Annotated in this window: 21 protein-coding genes and 1 tRNA gene; 16 read left to right on the forward strand and 6 right to left on the reverse strand. The window is 62.9% G+C overall.

Annotation, left to right across the window (positions count from 1 at the left end; all coding sequences use genetic code 11):
* The first annotated feature begins 4 nt into the window (after window positions 1-4).
* The 3 genes from ACFVTG_RS04825 to ACFVTG_RS04835 all read left to right on the forward strand — a co-directional run bounded on the left by ACFVTG_RS04825 (window position 5) and on the right by ACFVTG_RS04835 (window position 2,807).
* On the forward strand, window positions 5-1,921 hold the full coding sequence (locus tag ACFVTG_RS04825) for a hypothetical protein (RefSeq protein ID WP_390278580.1): 1,917 nt from the start codon (window positions 5-7) through the stop codon (window positions 1,919-1,921).
* Window positions 1,922-2,011: 90 nt separating this feature from the next.
* A tRNA-Gly gene (locus tag ACFVTG_RS04830) sits at window positions 2,012-2,085 on the forward strand.
* A 71-nt stretch (window positions 2,086-2,156) separates the two neighbouring features.
* Complete coding sequence (locus ACFVTG_RS04835; RefSeq protein WP_390278582.1) at window positions 2,157-2,807, forward strand: hypothetical protein; 651 nt, start codon at window positions 2,157-2,159, stop codon at window positions 2,805-2,807.
* Between the two features lie 109 nt (window positions 2,808-2,916).
* On the opposite strand, the gene ACFVTG_RS04840 is transcribed toward ACFVTG_RS04835, so the two are convergent.
* A complete protein-coding gene (locus ACFVTG_RS04840; protein WP_390278584.1) occupies window positions 2,917-3,228 on the reverse strand; it encodes a hypothetical protein in 312 nt (103 codons plus the stop codon).
* Between the two features lie 203 nt (window positions 3,229-3,431).
* Between ACFVTG_RS04840 and ACFVTG_RS04845 the strand changes: the two genes are divergently transcribed.
* From ACFVTG_RS04845 to ACFVTG_RS04860, 4 genes are all read left to right on the forward strand, one after another.
* Window positions 3,432-3,641, forward strand: a complete 210-nt coding sequence (locus ACFVTG_RS04845) for a helix-turn-helix domain-containing protein (protein WP_390278586.1) — start codon at window positions 3,432-3,434, stop codon at window positions 3,639-3,641.
* A gap of 69 nt (window positions 3,642-3,710) precedes the next feature.
* A complete protein-coding gene (locus tag ACFVTG_RS04850; RefSeq protein ID WP_390278588.1) occupies window positions 3,711-4,109 on the forward strand; it encodes a DUF6941 family protein in 399 nt (132 codons plus the stop codon).
* Complete coding sequence (locus tag ACFVTG_RS04855) at window positions 4,106-4,336, forward strand: DUF4258 domain-containing protein (RefSeq protein WP_390278590.1); 231 nt, start codon at window positions 4,106-4,108, stop codon at window positions 4,334-4,336. Before ACFVTG_RS04850 ends, ACFVTG_RS04855 begins: the two co-directional genes overlap by 4 nt.
* Before the next feature lie 23 nt (window positions 4,337-4,359).
* Window positions 4,360-4,686, forward strand: coding sequence for a DUF2283 domain-containing protein (locus ACFVTG_RS04860; RefSeq protein ID WP_390278591.1), 327 nt, complete (start codon window positions 4,360-4,362; stop codon window positions 4,684-4,686).
* A 439-nt stretch (window positions 4,687-5,125) separates the two neighbouring features.
* Here the strand turns inward: ACFVTG_RS04860 and ACFVTG_RS04865 are convergent, their stop codons facing one another.
* Window positions 5,126-5,350 (reverse strand): hypothetical protein, encoded by a 225-nt coding sequence (locus tag ACFVTG_RS04865; RefSeq protein ID WP_390278592.1) that lies wholly within the window; start codon window positions 5,348-5,350, stop codon window positions 5,126-5,128.
* A gap of 139 nt (window positions 5,351-5,489) precedes the next feature.
* Here ACFVTG_RS04865 and ACFVTG_RS04870 point away from each other — a divergent pair, with 139 nt between their 5' ends.
* Both ACFVTG_RS04870 and ACFVTG_RS04875 read left to right on the forward strand, forming a co-directional pair.
* Entirely contained in the window at window positions 5,490-6,035 is a 546-nt protein-coding gene (locus tag ACFVTG_RS04870; protein ID WP_390278593.1) for an acyl-CoA thioesterase, read from the forward strand.
* A gap of 111 nt (window positions 6,036-6,146) precedes the next feature.
* Entirely contained in the window at window positions 6,147-6,518 is a 372-nt protein-coding gene (locus ACFVTG_RS04875) for a co-chaperone YbbN (RefSeq protein WP_059387274.1), read from the forward strand.
* A gap of 51 nt (window positions 6,519-6,569) precedes the next feature.
* Here ACFVTG_RS04875 and ACFVTG_RS04880 read toward each other — a convergent pair whose 3' ends face one another.
* Window positions 6,570-6,848 (reverse strand): putative quinol monooxygenase, encoded by a 279-nt coding sequence (locus ACFVTG_RS04880; protein WP_284753335.1) that lies wholly within the window; start codon window positions 6,846-6,848, stop codon window positions 6,570-6,572.
* A 102-nt stretch (window positions 6,849-6,950) separates the two neighbouring features.
* On the opposite strand from ACFVTG_RS04880, the gene ACFVTG_RS04885 reads away from it, so the two are divergent.
* A complete protein-coding gene (locus ACFVTG_RS04885) occupies window positions 6,951-8,624 on the forward strand; it encodes an AMP-binding protein (protein WP_390278596.1) in 1,674 nt (557 codons plus the stop codon).
* Window positions 8,625-8,756: 132 nt separating this feature from the next.
* On the forward strand, window positions 8,757-9,719 hold the full coding sequence (locus tag ACFVTG_RS04890) for a hypothetical protein (RefSeq protein WP_390278598.1): 963 nt from the start codon (window positions 8,757-8,759) through the stop codon (window positions 9,717-9,719).
* Between the two features lie 16 nt (window positions 9,720-9,735).
* Here the strand turns inward: ACFVTG_RS04890 and ACFVTG_RS04895 are convergent, their stop codons facing one another.
* Window positions 9,736-10,728, reverse strand: a complete 993-nt coding sequence (locus ACFVTG_RS04895; protein ID WP_390278600.1) for a DNA-3-methyladenine glycosylase family protein — start codon at window positions 10,726-10,728, stop codon at window positions 9,736-9,738.
* 137 nt (window positions 10,729-10,865) lie between these two features.
* Here ACFVTG_RS04895 and ACFVTG_RS04900 point away from each other — a divergent pair, with 137 nt between their 5' ends.
* Window positions 10,866-11,273: a VOC family protein gene (locus tag ACFVTG_RS04900; RefSeq protein ID WP_284753340.1), complete on the forward strand. Its 408-nt coding sequence runs from the start codon at window positions 10,866-10,868 to the stop codon at window positions 11,271-11,273.
* A gap of 50 nt (window positions 11,274-11,323) precedes the next feature.
* Here the strand turns inward: ACFVTG_RS04900 and ACFVTG_RS04905 are convergent, their stop codons facing one another.
* Complete coding sequence (locus ACFVTG_RS04905; RefSeq protein ID WP_366176323.1) at window positions 11,324-11,752, reverse strand: VOC family protein; 429 nt, start codon at window positions 11,750-11,752, stop codon at window positions 11,324-11,326.
* A 146-nt stretch (window positions 11,753-11,898) separates the two neighbouring features.
* Between ACFVTG_RS04905 and ACFVTG_RS04910 the strand changes: the two genes are divergently transcribed.
* Complete coding sequence (locus ACFVTG_RS04910; protein ID WP_284753342.1) at window positions 11,899-13,284, forward strand: cystathionine beta-synthase; 1,386 nt, start codon at window positions 11,899-11,901, stop codon at window positions 13,282-13,284.
* Between the two features lie 14 nt (window positions 13,285-13,298).
* The gene (locus ACFVTG_RS04915; protein WP_390278603.1) at window positions 13,299-14,462 is read left to right on the forward strand and encodes a cystathionine gamma-synthase; all 1,164 of its coding nucleotides are present in this window, start codon (window positions 13,299-13,301) and stop codon (window positions 14,460-14,462) included.
* A gap of 110 nt (window positions 14,463-14,572) precedes the next feature.
* Here the strand turns inward: ACFVTG_RS04915 and ACFVTG_RS04920 are convergent, their stop codons facing one another.
* Window positions 14,573-16,705, reverse strand: coding sequence for a phosphocholine-specific phospholipase C (locus ACFVTG_RS04920; RefSeq protein ID WP_390278605.1), 2,133 nt, complete (start codon window positions 16,703-16,705; stop codon window positions 14,573-14,575).
* Window positions 16,706-16,881: 176 nt separating this feature from the next.
* Here ACFVTG_RS04920 and ACFVTG_RS04925 point away from each other — a divergent pair, with 176 nt between their 5' ends.
* Window positions 16,882-17,409, forward strand: coding sequence for a winged helix-turn-helix transcriptional regulator (locus tag ACFVTG_RS04925; protein WP_390278607.1), 528 nt, complete (start codon window positions 16,882-16,884; stop codon window positions 17,407-17,409).
* Window positions 17,406-18,767 carry an MFS transporter gene (locus tag ACFVTG_RS04930; RefSeq protein WP_284753348.1) on the forward strand — a complete coding sequence of 454 codons (1,362 nt, stop codon included), beginning with the start codon at window positions 17,406-17,408 and terminating at the stop codon, window positions 18,765-18,767. The genes ACFVTG_RS04925 and ACFVTG_RS04930 overlap by 4 nt, the downstream gene beginning before the upstream one ends.
* Window positions 18,768-18,773: the final 6 nt, after the last annotated feature.

The raw sequence follows: 18,773 nt of genomic DNA on the forward strand, positions 1-18,773 counted from the left end.
CCCAATGGGAATCTTGGACGTACCAGGCGTCACCCTGTATCACTTTGATGGCGTCATGGCAGGCAAAATCGCCGACCACACCAGTGCTACGGCAGCGCTACTAAATTCCACCTTTGTGAAGACTTTGGGGCCGTCCAACGGCACCGATGACTCCACCTGGATCAATACCACGCTTGCCGCCGGGGGAGCATTCCGCGGCCTGCCCGGCCAGACGTACATGGCAAAGATAGTGCTCCCCTCAAACACCTCGCTGGACCTGACCGGTTGCCGTGTCATCCACCCGAGCGGGGCCACCAGCGGGAATCTCATCACCAATGCCGCGAAGACCCCGGTTGCGACCGCTAGCGATGCGGCGATCACTAGCGGCGCGTTCACGGTCACGACCGCCCTTTCTTCACAGGCGGTTGCGGGGCAGACCGTTGTTATCGCGGGTGCGCTCGGAAACGGTCCTCTGGTGGCCAACGTGGTCTCAGTCGCCGGGTCAGTCATCACGCTGACGCTGGCAGCCAAGGCCACCGTCAGCGCCGCAGCAATCAGCCTCTTCACCCGCGACAAGAGCATCAAGGTCAAGGGCGGTGACTGGGACAGGCAGGCCGTGGCCGGTTCCGGCGTCGAGCTGCACGGCCTCATGTTCCGGCACGTCGATGACCTCACTGTGGACATCGATTCCTACCGCTCGACGGCAGGCAAATACGGTCTCAACATCGGGGACGTCACCAACGCCAAATTGGGAATCGGCTACGTCGATTCGGCCTCGGACGGCATCCACGTCAATGGGCCTGCCTCGAACATCGAGATCACCCGGATTGCCGGGTCCTCAGGCGATGATTCCGTGGCGCTCACCGGCAACGACTACGCGGCCTACGCAGACGTGGCAGGCGACATAACCGACGTGCGTGTCCGCTCCTTCAACACCTCTTCCAAGACGGCGAACCTCTTCAAAGTCCTGGCCGGTTCGGGCTGCACGGTGGACAAGATCAAGGCAGGCTCCATCAGCGGCGCACCCACAATCAACGCGGTGTGGATAGGCGACGACTCGGGACAAGCAGCAACCACGGGCGGAACCTACGGGTCTGTGGAAATCGGCCTGATCGATGCTGTCATATCGAATACCAACAATAACCAGCTACGCCTCATCTCCCCGAACGCCTCCACCATCAGGGCCAGTGTCCGCTTCTCCGCCGCGGGTGGCTACGCGGTCGGGACGTCCGGCTCCACCACCGCGACTATCGGTTCACTGGTCATCAATGCCGACATAGCGGGTGCCGGCGGGGTGTTTTTCGCCAACTCGTCCACCACCACCATCAAGTCACTGGTCATCGACGGATATGTGAGCCTCACGGGCGCTGGACAGGCGGTGCGCTCCGAGCTGGGCACCATCGTGGACCTGGACATGCGGGGCAAGTTCGAAGGAGCGTCAACGTCATTCGGGGTGCGGCAGGTTTCGACCTCGGCCCGGACCATCACAAACCTTCGCCTGTCCGGATCCTTCTCGGGATTTGACTCGGTGTACCGCAGTTCGCCCAACGCCCAAGGCGCAGCAGTCACCCTCTCCGGGAAAGTCACCTCCACTAACAGGGCGTGCGCCTTCTACAACGGAAGCAACACCGTCGTCCTGGCAGGATGCACGCTGGACTCCCTGGCCCTGGAAGCGTTCTACGTCTCCAGCGGCTCGGTCTCCGTTTCCGGGTCGCTGGGCCTGCTGCTGACACCGTACTCAGGTGGGCTGTTCGGGCGTGCCGCATCCGAATCCATCAAAGCCAATGGTGCGTCCATCCCGGCCGACTTCGCTAAGCTCACACCCTCTGATCAGGACGAAGCGAACAACACAAACGCTGCTGTTGGCTGCGGAGTTGGAAAGGCGATCTACTCGACTGCGGCGGGTCACTGGAAAAACCTCTACAGCGGGGCACTGTCCTAACCGTGGGGCTCCCTTCGCCGGCTGCCCCCAGTTTGTTTGCGGGAATCTTGGGAGGTAGTCTGAAGCCTCATTCATTCGCTTGAATGGCATGGCCTTGTAGCTCAGGGGATAGAGCGGCCCTTTGCCTAAGGGTTGGTCGCGGGTTCGATTCCCGCCAAGGATTAGACGAGGGACGCTGTGTGGCACGAGCCCGGCGTCCCTCTTTCTTTGAATCATCCCCCGGTAGTATCAGTCAATGCAGATTCAGTGGGGTGACATCGCTACTTGGACAGCGTCGATAGCTGCCCTGGTCTTTGGGATACTCGGATTTTGGCGTGCCGGGAAGGCGAACAAAACAGCGGCAGACGCTCTCGTGGCGGCCAAACGCCAGGCAGCCAGCGCCGAGAAAGCCAACCAGACTGCCGATGAGGCTCTGGCAGTTGCTCGCCGAGCCACGAAGGCCGCAGAGGAATCGGCAGCCGAAGCGAAACGCACAGCCGATCTTGCCGAGCTCAGCAATGCGCGTTCGGTGGAACGAAATGATGTTGTCTGGACCGTGTATGACGGCCAAGGTGGCGGGCCGTGGAAAGCGACCAATTCCGGCGCCGACGTTGCGTACAGCGTAATTGTGATGCTGCGCGGAGATGGCGTTCGAGAGGACACTAAACCTGTTGACCTTCCGCATGGCGGGGCTGTGGAGATTGATCTCGGGACGCGATGGGTCGAAGCGGAAGCGGCTGCGGCGGAAAAATGGGAACGGAACCTCGCGGCCGGATTCTTGGGCTCGCCCGGGGCTACCTTGAATCTCACATACCGGATCCTGTGGAAAACCCAGACCGGCGCGGAACACGTCTGGACGACGGAGATGGCCTTGCAAAAAGCGCAGGCCGCCGTGAATCGGAAGTAGTTTGGTAGTGCTCCACGAGCCCGCCCAGGGAGTCTGAGATGGTCTTGGCGGCTTCCTACTCGCCCCGCAGACCACGGCCGGGGGCTGCTTTCGTGCCTACCGGATCCCGCTACGAGGCTTCGGTGGAGGCATCTTCCGTGGGCGCATCTACCGTAGGTGCATCTACCGGGGCTTTGGCTACGAGATAGTCGACGCCGGCCGCGAGACTGTAGAGGCCGATGACCAGCATGACGGCGCCGAGGACAAGCAAGATCCCACCCAAGACCAGCAGGGCCATGCCAGGGTACTTAGGGTCTGCGTATTTGACGACCACTTCAGTTGCGTTCATGACGGCCCCGATTGGGGTCATGGTTCCGCCTGCGATGACCGCGAGCGTTCCAAAGGCGACGTATACGGCTGACGGGCTCGGTTTTTCACTCATGACCGGCTACCCCCAATATTGGTTTCATGAGCATGATCATAGGGGCAGGAGCGCCTATTTAATAGCTGGAGCGTGCAATTCATTTTCGGCAAGACCAACTTGAGGTAACTCGAAATGGGAACTTGCGGAAACTAGCCCCAAGAACCCGCGGAAACTTGAACCAATAACTGGGGCTGGCTGCATTCCGTTGTAGCTTCGGGAGCATGGCAATTCTCACGGGGCGCCCAGACGCAAAGATAAAGCACGTGGCCGAGTTTCTGAATCTCCACCCGGAGACAGTTCGCCTCCTCGCCAGGCAAGGCGCATTCCCGAACGCATACAAGACCGGTAAGGGCGGGCGCACTTCCCCGACGCGGATCCCATGGTCTGACGTGGAGGACTTCAGGAAGAAGGCGGCGCCAGCGTCCATGTGAGGCGGAAACCGGAGGCAAGCCGGTGAGACGGTGCAGGCGGGACGGCCGGCGATTATGTAGTCTTCAACCATGGCTGAACTGGACTACGCATTCCTGGCTGAATTTGCCAAGGTGGAAAACAACCAACTCACGGTGGTCGGTGCTAGCTACACGCATGTTCTGGCGCAAACACTTCCGGTCAATCACCTGCTTTACGTGGCCGGAAGGGTGCGCATTGCAGAGTCGGAACCGGCACCCACACTGTCGATCAAGTTCCGCTCGCCAGCTGAAGGCCTGGAAATAGGCGTGGACTCAACATTGTCGACCCAGCCAGCTCGCCCTTATGACGGCAAGATCGGCCTGACATTTGCCGTAGGTCTCGGCGTTCCTCTGATGGCTGAGGGGCTGTATGAAGTGGTAATCGAGTTGGATGGCGTTCAGGTCAGACGGCTTGCCTTCGACCTAGCGTCGGGCAGCGAAGGCTCGTGAAGCTCAACTTCTCATCCCACGCTCGTAACCAGATGCGGCGGCGTGGGATTACTGAAGAAGACGTGCGCGCCGCTCTTGAGCATTGGAATACTTCAGTGCCGGGTAAATCGGCGCCAGTTTGTTATATCGGTACCGTGCCAGACGGTCGTACCTTGCAGGTATGTTTGTCAGATACTGTGGGAAGCCAAGCTACAATCGACGTAGTGACAGCCTACTGGAAATCGTAGATGGCCTGAAAGGAGTCGAGATCATGAACGACTACAGCATCCGCGTGGAAGTGGACTACAAGGCAGACGCGGCGTACATCGCTTTGCTGGACGCTCCGGTTAAGGAAACCGTTGAGATAGCTGAGCACGTGCTTGTGGATCTAGATGAGTTCCGCGTGGTTATCGGGATTGAAGTTCTGAGACTGACGGCAAAAATTCCGTTTGACGAACTGAACAAGACCTACCATGTTCGCTCGGAACTTGTTGAGAGGCTCCGCAAGATTCAACCGAGCATCAGTGGGTTCTTGTCGGTAACCGTAGGAACGGACAGCAGTATCCGTTCTTCGGCTCGTGAGCTAACTCCTGCATAGGGCAGCGTTTCGATCACTGAGGTGATCACCCTGTGAGCACGCACCCCCACGCACTAGCGGATATGACCCACCACACCGGTAAGCCCGGAGGTGGGAAAATTGCCTAGATTCCGCACCAAAAGCAACCGGCGATGCCAGCCGATCACAGCGGTGAAATCACTGTAAATCAGCTGGCAACGCCTACGGGGGTTCGAATCCCTCATCTGCCACAAAATTAAATCCCCGGAACCATATGGTTCCGGGGATTTTTTGTATGTCCGTGTCTTCTTGGGTGGGCCGTTCGACGCGGAAAATCGCCTGCGAGGCGCTCGTGGATTCTCGACGCCTGGATTCGGGTGTCGACAGGGATTTCGGGTGTCCCGCGGAATTTTCCGTGTCGCTGGCCTCTCGGAGGCGCACGACGGCGCGTGCTCACCGGCGGCGCCACGCCAGGCCCGGCTTAGCTCGCGCTGCCCGGCTCCAGCCAGTATCCGTCCTGGTGGTGCACGAGTTGCCGGCCCAGGCCTCCGGACAACTGGATCCAGAGCGTGCTGCGATCGTCCGTCATGCCGTCCAAGGTGCCTACGATCCTGTTGCCGCGGGTGTCCTGCAACACCAGCTCCTGGTGGAGCGGAAGTTCCGGCCACACATCTGCGTGTGCCCTGATGGTTTGGGTGGTGCTCACGGGATCTCCTTGGTGCTTCCTGCAATTTGTTTTCAGACATTCTTCCCGCGGCATGTGAACCGGCGGTAAACGACATGCCATGTAGCGACACACAAAACGAAGCTGTCCCAGGATGTTACTGCGGAGTAACATGGCGGTTATGCATTTGCTTCTCCGAACCCTCTTGCTCTTGTTCACCTCGTCCAGGCGGAGCCGGCTCAACGTTTGGGGCACGTCCTCCTTGCCCATGCGTGTACTGCCCACGGACATCGACATTGCAATGCATGTCAACAACGGCATGTATTTCTCGCTGATGGACCTTGGGCGCTTCGACCTCATGGTGCGCGCGGGGATCTGGCAAAAGATGCGCAGACGCCGCTGGAGCCCCGTGGCCGCCGGCGAGACGATCGCGTTCCGGAAGTCGTTGCAGCTCTGGCAGCAGTACACCATCGAGTCTAGGATCATCGGGCTCGATTCCAAAGCGATCTACTTTGAACAACGAATGGTGGTGGACGGCGAGATCTACGCCCGCGCGCACATTGCCACCCGGCTTGTCGCCAACGGCCGGCCGGTGAGCCAGGAGGAAATCCTGGCCGAGTTCGGCGAGCCGCCCGCAGACCTCGAGCTTCCGGAATGGATCCACGAGTGGCGTGAGAACAACGCCCTCCCCGGCGCCCGGAAGGCCGCCCCTCACCTCTGGCACTAGCCGAAGGTGCCGGTCGGGCCCAAGCCAGCCGGCCGCCGTCGTGCTTTATTCCCGGTTTGCCGGGTAGCGAACAAGGGCGACTTAGGCGGCGCCGTCGCGTACCGTGGAAGCATGGCTACAGTTGACATCACCGGCGAGCAGTTCGCATCGACCATCGAGGGCAATGACATTGTCCTCGTGGACTTCTGGGCTGCGTGGTGCGGCCCTTGCAGGCAGTTTGCCCCCACATACCAAGCCGCTTCCGAGAAGCATGACGATGTCTTCTTCGCCAAGGTGGACACCGAGGCCGAGCAGCAGCTCGCCGCCGAAGCCGGCATCTCCTCGATCCCCACGCTCATGGCCTTCCGCGAAAAGGTCCTCGTGTTCTCCCAGCCGGGCGCACTGAACGGACCCCAGCTCGAGCAGGTCATCGAGGCCGTCAAGGGGCTCGACATGGACGAGGTTCACGCGCACATCGCAAAGCAGCGCGCCGAAAACTCCTAGCAAACGCCATCGGCTGTTGCCCACTTTCCAGTGGGCAACAGCCGATGCTAGTTAGAGGCGCTCGAGCTTCACCGGCTCCGCCAGCAGCGCACTGAGGGATTCGTTGAGGTCCTGAACGGCGATGCCCTTGGAATGGATGTCGAGGTGTTCCTCCGAGGCCCACTGTTCAGTCAGGACCAGCTTGTCCTCGTTGGCTTCGGTGAGCTCGTAGCGGATGCAGCCGGGTTCGTTCACTACTTCGTCGATCGCGATTTCCAACGCGAGTTTCACGCGGAAGAATTCGCCGTCGTTGGGAATGAACGTGGCCTGCAGGTCAATGGGTGCACTCATGGGATTCACATTACCGGCTGGCCCGGCAAGCCCCTGAAATATTTTGTAGGACTTCCAAGCAAAAGTCTTCTCTTGGACCGGCGGAGTTGGTAGCGTGCGTTCATGCTTTCCTACACAGCCGGGGACACTGACGTCCCGCTGCTTGAAGAGACCATCGGCGCCAACTTTGAACGCGTCGCGGCGCGGTTTCCGTTGCGGGACGCGCTCATCGAAGCCGCCGTGGTGCCCGGCGATGAGGCCCGGCGCTGGAGCTACGAAAAACTGAACGACGACGTCGATCGCCTCGCGCGTGCGCTCCTCGCCGTGGGCGTCGCCAAGGGTGACAGGGTGGGCATCTGGAGCCCGAACTGCGCCGAGTGGACCATCCTGCAATACGCGACGGCTAAGGTGGGGGCGATCCTGGTCAACGTTAACCCGGCGTATCGCAGCCACGAACTCCAATTCGTGGTCCGCCAGAACGGCATGCGGATGCTGGTGGCGGCGCCATCGGATAAGAACAGCGACTATGTGGCCATTGCCCGGGAGGCCTTGGCCGGCTGCCCGGAGCTTCGGGAGCTCGTGTTCCTTCCCGATCTGGGACTGGACATGCTCAACGCAGGCGAGCCGCAAACTGACGCCGAGCTGACGTTCGCCGAGCTGCTCAAGCGGGCGGACGACGTCGCGCCCTCAGCGCTCAAGGCGCGCATGGCGGAACTGGACCCGCACGATCCCATCAATCTGCAATACACTTCCGGCACCACGGGATTCCCCAAGGGCGCCACGTTGACCCACCACAACATCCTCAACAACGGCAACCAGATCGGCAGGCTGTTGGGGTACACGGAACGCGACCGTGTGGTCTTGCCGGTGCCGTTCTACCACTGTTTCGGCATGGTGATCGGGAACCTGAACGCGTTGAGCTTCGGTGCTGCCACGATCATTCCGGGCCGCGGATTCACCCCGGCCGCCGCCCTGGAAGCGGTTCAGGATTTTGGCGGAACCTCGCTGTACGGAGTACCCACTATGTTCATCGCCGAGTTGGCTTTGCCCGATTTCGCGTCCTATGACCTCTCCACGCTGCGTACCGGCGTCATGGCCGGCTCACTGTGCCCCATCGAGGTCATGGAGCGTGTCATCGGGGAGATGAACATGCGGGACGTGGCCATTTGCTACGGAATGACCGAGACTTCGCCCGTGTCCACCATGACCCTCGCGGCGGACACCATTGAGCAGAGGACCACGACTGTAGGGCGCACGATGCCCCGGCTCGAGTCCAAGATCGTGGATCCGGGCACCGGCGAAACCCTGGAACGCGGAGGAATCGGCGAGCTGTGCACGCGCGGCTACGCCGTGATGGACGGGTATTGGGGCCAGCCGGAGAAGACAGCCGAGGCAATCGACGACGACGGCTGGATGCACACGGGGGACCTCGCCCGGATGGACCCCGACGGCTTTATCGTGATCGAAGGCCGCATGAAGGACATGGTCATCCGCGGAGGAGAGAACATCTATCCCCGCGAAATCGAGGAGTTCCTGTACCGGCATCCCGCGATCCAGGATGTCCAGGTCATCGGGGTGCCTGACGCCAAGTACGGCGAGGAACTGATGGCCTGCATCATCCTCAAACCGGGAGCAGCGTTGGACTTGGACGGAGTGCAGGAGTTCTGCCGCGGGAAATTGGCCCACTACAAGATCCCCCGCTACGTGGACATCCGGGAGAGCTTCCCCATGACAGTCTCCGGCAAAGTGCGCAAGATCGACATGCGCGAAGAAGCGATCGCCCGCCTCGGACTCTAATTCCAACGCGGGGTCACTTACGGCCCATGTTGCTGCCCGACATGGGCCGTAAGTGACCCCGCGTTGGCTTGCTTGGAAGTCAGCCTGTGGATAACTCCTTGCCGGGGTCAAATTGCGGACAAACTGGATCCCATGGTCCGCATCAATCCGCTGCCGAAGGAAATCAGTAGCCGTCCTTTCACCGTCTATGAATCCCGTGTGCTTGGCGTCGCTCCGAAGCGGCTCCGGGCCAGGGACGTGTCCGACGGCGGCCGGCTGATCTATTTGCCCGCGGGTCGTGAGTTTGCGTTTGCCGAACGGGCGCGGGTCCTTGCCGCGGCAACACCGGGTGCCTGGGTCTCCCACGAGAGCGCCGCGGTATTGACCCGGCTCGGCCTTCCTCCGTGGCTGGGCGGCGAAGAGACGGTCCACCTCAGCAAGCCCCATGAGCTTCCCCGGGTCCGCCGGACCGGAGTGACGGGGCACCGAGTCCGTGTCCTCCAGGGCGAAGTCACGGAGATAGACGGTATCCCGGTGTCCTCCCCGTCCCGGACGTGGCTTGACCTGGCGCATCAGTTGCCGCTGCGGTACGTGATTGCCATGGGCGACCAGTTGATCCGCATGCCCCGGCCGGGCCTTGAAGGAAGGACGGAGCCCTACGCGAACAAGGAAGGGCTGCGCCTCCTGATCCGCCAGCATCCGAATATGAAGGGCGTGGAGAAGGCCCGGCTTGCCCTCGAAGACATGAGGGTCGGAGCAGACTCGTTTCCGGAGACATTCCTGCGGCTCGCAATGTTGGATGCGCGATTGCCTGAACCGGAATTGCAGCTCCGCTTCGATCCGGACGATCCGTGGTCGCCGTCCGCGGACCTGGGGTACCGGCGGTTCCGGATCGCCGTGCAGTACGACGGCGCACCGCATCTCACGCGGGAACAGCAGACACGGGACAACCGGAGGGACGAAGCTTTCACGAGCGCCGGCTGGTCCTACTTCAAGGCCAACGCCCATGACCTGGCCGAAGGGTTCGCCGGCCTTATTGTCCGGATCAAGCGGGCGAAACTCCCAACGCGGGGTCACTTACGGCCCATGTCGGGCAGCAACATGGGCCGTAAGTGACCCCGCGTTGGTGGCGTTAGTGCCCTCGGTGGTCCTGGATGGTCATCCGCGGACCGAATGTCGGTTTGCGGAAGCCGCTGAGCCCCAGCATCCGGACTACCCGCTGCCGGTGCCCACTCCACGGTTCCAGGAGAGCGATCATTCCGGCGTCGTCCGTTTTCCTGCCGGTGAGCGCATAGCCGACGTACGAGGCCAAATGGTAGTCGCCCACCGCGATCGAATCCGGGCAGCCATGAGTCCGCTGGACCACCTCGGCGGCCGTCCAGACACCAATGCCCGGGATGGTCTGCATCTTGGCCCCGGCTTCCGCTGCGCTGAGCGATGCGAGCCGTTCAAGCGCGACGGCGGATCGCAGCGCCCGCATGACGGTCGCCGAACGCTGGGGACCCACGCCGGCCTTGTGCCATTCCCATGAAGGAACGGCCAACCATTGGGAGGCGGTTGGCGGGACGAGGAGGCCCGACGGCAGGCCCGACGTCGAAAGGCGGCCCGCGCTTGGCGCTGCGGTCCCGTAACGGTACATCAGGTAGCGGTAGCCCCGACGGGCCTCGATAGTGGTGACCTTTTGCTCAAGAATCGTGGGCACGAGGGAGTCCACCACACGGCCGGTGGTAGGCAAACGGACGGCGAGGTTCCGGCGTCGGGCTTCCCTGACCATGCGCGGAAGGGTGGCGTGAAAGGCAGCCTCGTCGAAGCCGGACCAGTCGTCCCCGCTCCCCAACAGCGCAGGCACGGAGGCGATGGCGGAGCCGGCACCGACGCCCCAAGCCTGGGTATCGACGTGCCTGTCCTGGCCGTTTCCCGCGGCGGTGAGTCGCAATGTGACCGGGCCATCCGGCGTCGTGAAGGCCATCCACACGCCGTCCTGCCGCGCCGCGAAGGAGGGGTCGCCATTGCCGCGCATGAGGATCCCCAGGGTCTGGAGAAGGTCGAAGGGGCCGCCGGCGTGCCATCGCACGGACGCGTCGGCCGCAGCCGCTGCTGCTGGCGGGACATCGACGATGGTCATTCATTCATGGTCGCACGCTCACCTGACAACACTCGAAAAGAGCCGCGTTCAAGCCCTTACGCCGCGAAACCCACCCGACTAGACTCCACGTGTGGCGCGGGGCGTCTGCGCCTTCCATGACAATCTCAGGAGAACCAATGGCCGGTGTAGTGCATTTTGAAATCCCCGCGGACGACAAGGAGCGGGCCAACACTTTCTACCAGGGTGCCTTCGGCTGGATGCTCAACCCCATGCAGGAGATGGACTACACGATCGCAATCACCACGCCTTCGGACCCGCAGACGGGTATGCCGAGCGCGCCCGGGGCCATCAATGGTGCATTGTTCCCGCGCACAGAGGAGCTGAAGACGCCCATCATCACGGTGGATGTCGAAGACATCGAGGCTTCGCTTGGCCAAATCGAGAGTGCGGGCGGTTCAGTGGTCAAAGGCAAGGATGCTGTTCCGGGCATGGGATACTACGCCTATTTCAAGGACACCGAAGGCAACATCCTGGGCCTCTGGCAGACCGACTCTTCGGCGGCAGGCACTGCACCGGCTGAGTGAGTGGGTTGCCCGGGCCGGCCCTTTACGCGGGGCCGGCCCTTTCCCCGAAACTACTCCCCGAAGCGCCCGCGGGCCTCCGCTGGAATCAGCGGCTTCTCAGCGCGGACCTTGAGTTCCTGCACCGCCCACGTGTTGCCGTCCGGATCGCTGAAGCCGAAGAACGTGCCGCCGTCGCGCTCGTCGAAGACGGTGATTTCGCTGGCCTCGACGCCGCGGCCCAGCAATTCCTCGCGTGCGGCGCGCGCATCCGCGACCACAAGTTGAAGGCCCCGCATGGAACCCGGCGCCATCTCATTCTGCGCCGGCAGGTCTCCGACGACGATCGAACATCCGGAGCCCGGAGGGGTCAGCTGCGCCACATGCATGTGCTCGTTGGTGGTGTTGTGGTCAAGGTTGAAGCCCACCTTGTCGCGGTAGAACTCGATGGCACGGTCAATGTCACTCACAGGGAGCACAACCACTTCGAGGGTCCAATCCATGGTGCATGTCCTTTCCTTGGAGGGTGTCACGGCTAGCTTGCCCCGCGAGGCCATCCTTTGGCTAGAAGCGAAGCAGATGCGGCCCGCCACCGGTCTGAGCGTCCGCTGCACCGGAGCAGTCCCGACCAAGCGGTAACTTGGTACCTATGAAGTACGCCCAGTCCGTCCTGGACCTCATTGGCAATACACCGCTCATCAAGCTCAACCACGTGACCGGGGACATCAAAGCCACCATTCTGGTGAAGCTCGAATATGTGAATCCCGGCGGCTCCATCAAGGACCGCATCGCGGTGAAGATGATCGAGGAAGCAGAACGGGACGGGAAGCTCAAGCCGGGCGGAACCATAGTGGAACCCACCTCGGGCAACACGGGCGTAGGACTCGCCCTCGTGGCCCAGCAAAAGGGCTACAAGTGCATCTTCGTTGTCCCGGACAAAGTGGGCGAGGACAAGCGTGCCGTACTCCAGGCGTATGGCGCCGAAGTTGTGGTGACTCCCACCTCCGTGGCCCCGGACAGCCCGCAAAGCTACTACAGCGTCTCCGACCGGCTCGTGTCCGAGATCCCGGGAGCCTTCAAGCCGGACCAGTTCTCCAATCCCGCAGCCCCCGGCAGCCATTACGAAACCACCGGGCCCGAAATATGGCGCGACACCGACGGGAAAATCACCCATGTCGTGATCGGCGCCGGTACGGGCGGCACCATCACCGGCACGGGCAGGTACCTCAAGGATGTGTCCGCCAACCGGTCAGAGTCCGACGGCGGCCGCGTCAAGGTCATCGGCGCGGACCCGGCAGGCTCGGTCTACTCTGGCGGCACGGGGCGGCCCTACTTCGTGGAGGGCGTTGGCGAGGACATGTGGCCGGCCAACTACGACAAGACCGTGCCGGACGACGTCATTGCCGTCAGCGACGCAGACTCCTTCGAGATGACCCGGCGCCTGGCCCGCGAGGAAGGCCTCCTGGTGGGTGGCTCCTCCGGCATGGCAGTGGTTGCCGCGTTGCAAGTGGCCAAAGACCTTGGCGAGGAAGCCGTCGTCGTCGTAATCCTGCCGGACTCCGGCCGCGGGTACCTGGCGAAGATCTTCAACGACAAGTGGATGCGCTCCTACGGCTTCCTCTCAGGTGGCGAGGAAGCCTCCGTGGGCGAGGTATTGAAGTCCAAGACCGGTGAGATGCCGGACCTCGTCCACATCCATCCCAACGAGACCGTGCGCGATGTCATCAACATCATGAACGAATTCGGGGTCTCGCACATCCCGGTCCTGTCGCAGGAACCGCCCGTGGTCATGGGCGAGGTCCTTGGCGCAGTCGACGAGCGCACGCTGACCACCAAGCTGTTCCGTGGCGAGGCCAAATTGACCGACAAGATCTCCGAGCACATGGGGGAGCGCCTGCCGGTGATCGGATCCCTGGAGACCATCTCCGCCGCACGAGAGCTGCTGTCCGACGTCGACACCGTCATGGTGACGTTCGTCGGAGCCCCCGTGGGCATCCTCACCCGCCACGACCTTCTCGCCTACCTGAGCAACTGACACTAGGAGTTCATATGTCTGCAAACGAAGCAGGATTCAACACGCGCGCTGTCCACGCCGGCCAGGCCTTCGAACCGCGCACCGGCGCCGTGGTTCCGCCGCTGCACTTCAGCTCGACGTATGCCCAGGACGGCATAGGCGGTTTGCGCGACGGTTACGAATATGGACGCGGCGGAAACCCCACCCGCGATGCGCTGCAGGAGCAGCTCGCCGCGCTCGAGGGCGGAACCCACGCCTACAGCTTCAGCTCGGGGCTTGCCGCGGAGGACTCCCTGATCCGCGCCGTTGCCCGCCCCGGCGACCATATCGTCCTCGGGAACGACGCCTACGGCGGAACGTACCGGCTCATCAACCGCGTGCTCGGCGAGTGGGGCATCGGCAACACACCAGTGGACATGTCCAACCTTGACGCCGTTGCCGCAGCCGTCGGGGCGAACAAGACCCGCATCGTCTGGGTGGAGACTCCGTCCAACCCGATGATGAAGATCACCGATATCGAGGCGCTCGCCAAAGTAGCGCACGACGCCGGTGCCCTCCTCGTGGTCGACAACACCTTTGCGTCTCCCTACTTGCAGACCCCGCTCGCCCTGGGTGCCGACGTCGTGGTCCACTCGACCACCAAGTACATCGGTGGCCACTCGGATGTGGTGGGCGGCGCGATCGTGGTCAAGGACGCCGAACTGGCAGAGAAGATCGGCTTCGTGCAGTTCGCTGTCGGCGCCGTGTCCGGACCCATGGATGCGTTCCTGACCACGCGTGGCCTCAAGACGCTCGGCGTGCGCATGGACCGCCACAGCGAGAACGCCCAGGCCGTGGCCGAGTGGCTGCTGGAGCGTCCCGAAGTTGAAGCCGTGCTGTATCCGGGACTGCCTTCCCACCCGGGCCACGAACTCGCGGCCAAGCAAATGAAGAAGTTCGGCGGCATGATTTCCGTGCAGTTCAAGGGCGGCGAAGCTGCGGCCCGCAAAGTCGCCGAATCCACCCAAGTCTTCACGCTGGCCGAGTCCCTGGGCGGCATCGAGTCCCTCATGAACTACCCCTCGGAGATGACGCACGCTTCGGTCAAGGGCACCGAGCTGGCCGTGCCGGTCAACCTGATCCGGCTTTCCTGCGGCATCGAGGACGTCGAGGACTTGATCGCGGACCTCGAGCAGGCGATCGGCAACATCACCGACTGAAAGCCCATCCATTCCTGACCTTCTTTGGTGAACGGATCGGCCGGGACACGCCATCACAGCGGCGTGTCCCGGCCGATCCTCGTTCAAACATGGTCAGGAGTGGAGTTTCCCTAGCCGGAGATGCCCACCTGGCCATCTTCTTCGCGCCCAGTGAGGCGGCGACGGAAGGAGGGATCGTCCGGCGAGGTGATTTCGACGTCGTACCAGCCCTGGAGGGTCTGCCACCCGATCTTCTTCTTCTGGCCCGGCTTCAAGACCTGCTGGTCCGCATCCCCGACATACTGCAGCGCTGCGATGTTCAGCTGAACGGTCTTGCTTCCGTTGTTGCGCAATTCGATTTCCACGGCCTTCTGGCCGCGCGGGCCGTTGACGGTGACGTCGACGCCGGCCGCGGCACCCGCCGTCGTGCCCTTCAGCTCATACTGGTAGCGGTTGGGGCCGGTGACGATCAGGTCGAAAGAGCCTCCGGCAAGTGGCAATTGCAGGCCGACAGGGCCTTTCACGTCAACGTGCCGCGGTTCGGTGACCTCGCCCGCGTAGCCGTAAACGGTGAAGTGGGCAGACTGCGTGCCGTTGTTGTCCAGCGACAGTGTGAGGCCGCTGGCCGTCACCGCAGCGGATGTTCGTGGCCGGTAGGGGAGCGGGCGGGCCGGGCGGCTTCCGGATTCCTGGATGGGTGCCACCTGCACGGCCGGCGGGTTCGGCCGCCAGCGGGAAATCTTGGCGGGAACCGGACCCGGGTGGTCCAAGACCGGCGGCGTGCCCGCGGCGTCGAAATTGAAGACGCCGGTCAAGTCACCGCACACCTGGCGGCGCCACGGCGAAATGTTCGGTTCCTGGACTCCGGTCCAGCGTTCCAGGAAGCGGATCACGGAAGTGTGGTCGAAGACCTCGGAGCTGACGTAGCCGCCGATGGTCCACGGTGAGACGACGGTCATGGGGACGCGGGGGCCGAGGCCAACGGGCAGGGCCGTGGTCCAGTCCGTGGATTCGCCGGATTCCGGGCGCGGCTGCACGGGCGGGGGAACGTGGTCGAAGTAGCCGTCGTTCTCGTCGAAATTCAGGAAGATGGCGGTGCTTGCCCAGAGGTCCGGGTTGCTGGCAACAGTGTCCAGGAGCCGGTAGACGAAGTTGGCGCTTCCCACGGGCGTGGAGGAACTGGGGTGCTCGGAATCGGCGGCGGAGGGCACGAGCCAGCTGACCTGCGGCAGGGAACCGGCGCTGATGTCCGCACTGAGGCGCTGCAAGAGGGTGTCCGGGCGGCCGCGGCGCATGCCCTTGTCGAAGAGGGCCTTCTCGGCGTCGCTCAGGAGCCGCCGGGCTTGTTCCAACTGGGCGAGGAGGCGGTCCTGTTCGGCGGGCGTCTTTCCCGCGAGTTTGTCGTAGAACTCCTCCGTGGTGCGTAGGTTTCCGTCCACGGACGCGAGCATTTTGTGGCCGATCGCCTTGAATGTCTGGAAGTATTCGACCGCGTTGTCCGTGAAGTTGTCCCAGTCCTGGTAGATCTGCCACGAAACGCCGGCCTGTTCCAGGCGTTCCGGGTAAGTGGTCCAGTTGTAGCCGCCATGGTCGTAGCTGTAGGCGGCGTTCGTCACAGCACGCTTGGTGCTGCCGGGTTCGGTCCCGGTGGTGCCGCTCCAGAGGTAGTTGCGGTTGGGGTTGGTGGAGCCGTTCACGGAGCAGTGGTACGCATCGCAGATCGTGAAGGTGTCAGCGAGCTCGTACTGCAAGGGGATGTCCGAGCGCTCGTAGAACGTCATGGTGGAGGCGCTTTTGGCCGGAACCCACTTGTCGCACCAGCCGTGGTTCCACGCGGCGGTCGTACCCGAGAAAGAGTGATCCAGCGCGTTCAGGTACTGGATATCCGAATCCGGCCGCCCTGCGAGCTCCGCAGCTTTGCGAAGCGAGAATGGCAAGACGCTTTCGCCGGTGGCGCGGGGCTGTTCGAACATTGAACGGCCGTTGGGCAGCCGGGTGATGGACTTGTCTGCGTAGCCGCGTACGCCGCGCAGCGAACCGAAGTAGTGGTCGAAGGAGCGGTTCTCCTGCATGAGCACAATGACGTGCTTGATGGACTGGAGGCTTCCAGGTGCCGCCGGTTTGGCCATGGCTGCCTGGACCGAAGGCGGCAGGAGCGAACCCGTGGCTGCGAGGGCTGTGGCTGCGGCGGCGGTGCCGAGGAAGCCTCGTCGGGAGATTCCAGGGTTGGAATGGTTCTTCGTTTGCGGGGTGTCCGTTGACATCGAAGAGGGTGCCTTTCATAAGCGGGGTTGACCCTGCGAATCTAGGCTCCCTGGATAAACCCTCGGTAAAATTCCAAGACACCATCCGGCCACCGTGCGGTCTCTTGATGGCCACGGACAGAGGCCACTGGCGATAAAGCCTAGCTTTCTTTAGAAAAGCCAGATAATCTCGAACCATGCCTTTACGATCCGATTGGTCCGAGCGGACGTGCAGCCTTGCGCGCGGCCTCGATATCCTCGGAGACCCCTGGGGAAGCCTGGTGCTACGGGAGGTCTTCTTCGGCAACGGCCGCTTCGATGCCATCAAGACCCGTCTCCAGATCGCAGACAACGTCCTCAGCAAGCGATTGACTTGGCTCGTTGAGGCGGGCCTCCTCGCCCAACGGCCCTACCTGGACGGCGCCCGAACGCGCCAAGAGTACGTCCTTACCCCCAAGGGCGAAGATGCTTTGCCTGTCTTGAACGCCATCATCATCTGGTCCGAAAAGCATCTCGACGCGCCGACGGACAATGCCCACATGCGCGTGATCCACAACGGTTGTGGACTGCCGACGGCGTCTGCGGATACTTGCTCCCATTGCGGGTCCCGCCTGACGGCAGCCAACACCAGCTGGCATAGCCTCACGCGATCGGAACACCCGTTGGCCTTGGCCACAGCTCCCGCCACACGCGACCTCCCGAACGAATCGGAGCCCTCCGCATGACCGCACCCAATCCCACCGAACTTTCCGCCGGCAAACCAGCCGGTAAGGCTCCGCGGAAGCGGCGCCTCCACCCCGCCTGGATGGTGGCCGCCGTCGCGTTCCTGGCACTTGTGGGCGCAGCCGGATTCCGTGCAGCCCCCGGCGTCCTCATGGTGCCGCTACAGCAGGAATTCGGTTGGTCAACCACCGTGCTGTCGCTCGCCGTCAGCATCAACCTGGTGTTGTTCGGCCTCACGGCGCCCTTCGCTGCCGCGCTCATGGAACGCTTCGGCATCCGCACTGTGACCTCGATCGCCCTCTGCCTGATCGGCCTCGGCTCCGCCTTGACGGTGTTCGTGAACCAGTCCTGGCAAATCCTGTTGACCTGGGGTGTGCTGATCGGACTCGGTACCGGCTCCATGGCCCTGGTTTTCGCAGCCACCATCGCCAACACGTGGTTCTCCAAGAACCGCGGACTGGTGATCGGCATCCTGACAGCGGGCAGCGCCGCCGGGCAGCTCGTGTTCCTGCCCTTCATCGCGGTGCTCGCGCAGAGCCCGGGCTGGCGCGGCGCCTCGCTGCTGATCGCAGCCGGTGCGCTTGCCGTAGTGCCGCTCGTGCTGCGCTGGCTCAAGAACTCACCGGCCGACGTCGGGGTCCAACCTTACGGTGCCGAAGAGGAGCAGCCGACGACGGCGGGAGCCGCCCCGGTTGCGGAATCCGCCAACGCTGAAGGTGCCAAGACGCCCAACGCAGCCGTGCGGGCACTGCAGGTCCTCAAGCGCGCCAGCAAAGTGCGCACCTTCTGGGCCCTGGTTGCCGGTTTCGCCATCTGCGGTGCCACCACCAACGGCTTGATCGGCACCCACTTCATTCCCTCGGCGCACGACCACGGCATGCCGGAAACCACGGCGGCGGGCTTGCTGGCCGTCGTCGGGATCTTCGACATCGTGGGCACCATCGCTTCCGGTTGGTTGACGGACCGCTTCAATCCCAAGGTGCTCCTGGCCGTGTATTACCAGTTCCGTGGGGTCGGGCTGCTGGTGCTGCCCGTGCTTTTGGGCTCCACCGTGCAACCCAGCATGATCCTGTTCGTGGTGGTGTACGGCCTGGACTGGGTAGCCACTGTGCCCCCGACGGCGGCCATCTGCCGCAAGGTGTTCGGGGCGGACGGTTCGGTGGTTTTCGGCTGGGTCTTCGCTGCGCACCAGCTCGGAGCCGCGGCCGCCGCGTTGCTGGCGGGTTACATCCGCGACGCCACGGGCCACTACACCTATGCATGGATCGGGGCCGCCGCGATGTGCACAGTGGCCGCCGTCATCAGCGCGACCATCCGCAAAGATGCGGGGAAGAAGGAACCCGTCCCGGTCGGAGCCTGACCCCGC

Source organism: Arthrobacter sp. NPDC058127, assembly GCF_042884555.1.
Taxonomy (GTDB): domain Bacteria; phylum Actinomycetota; class Actinomycetes; order Actinomycetales; family Micrococcaceae; genus Arthrobacter.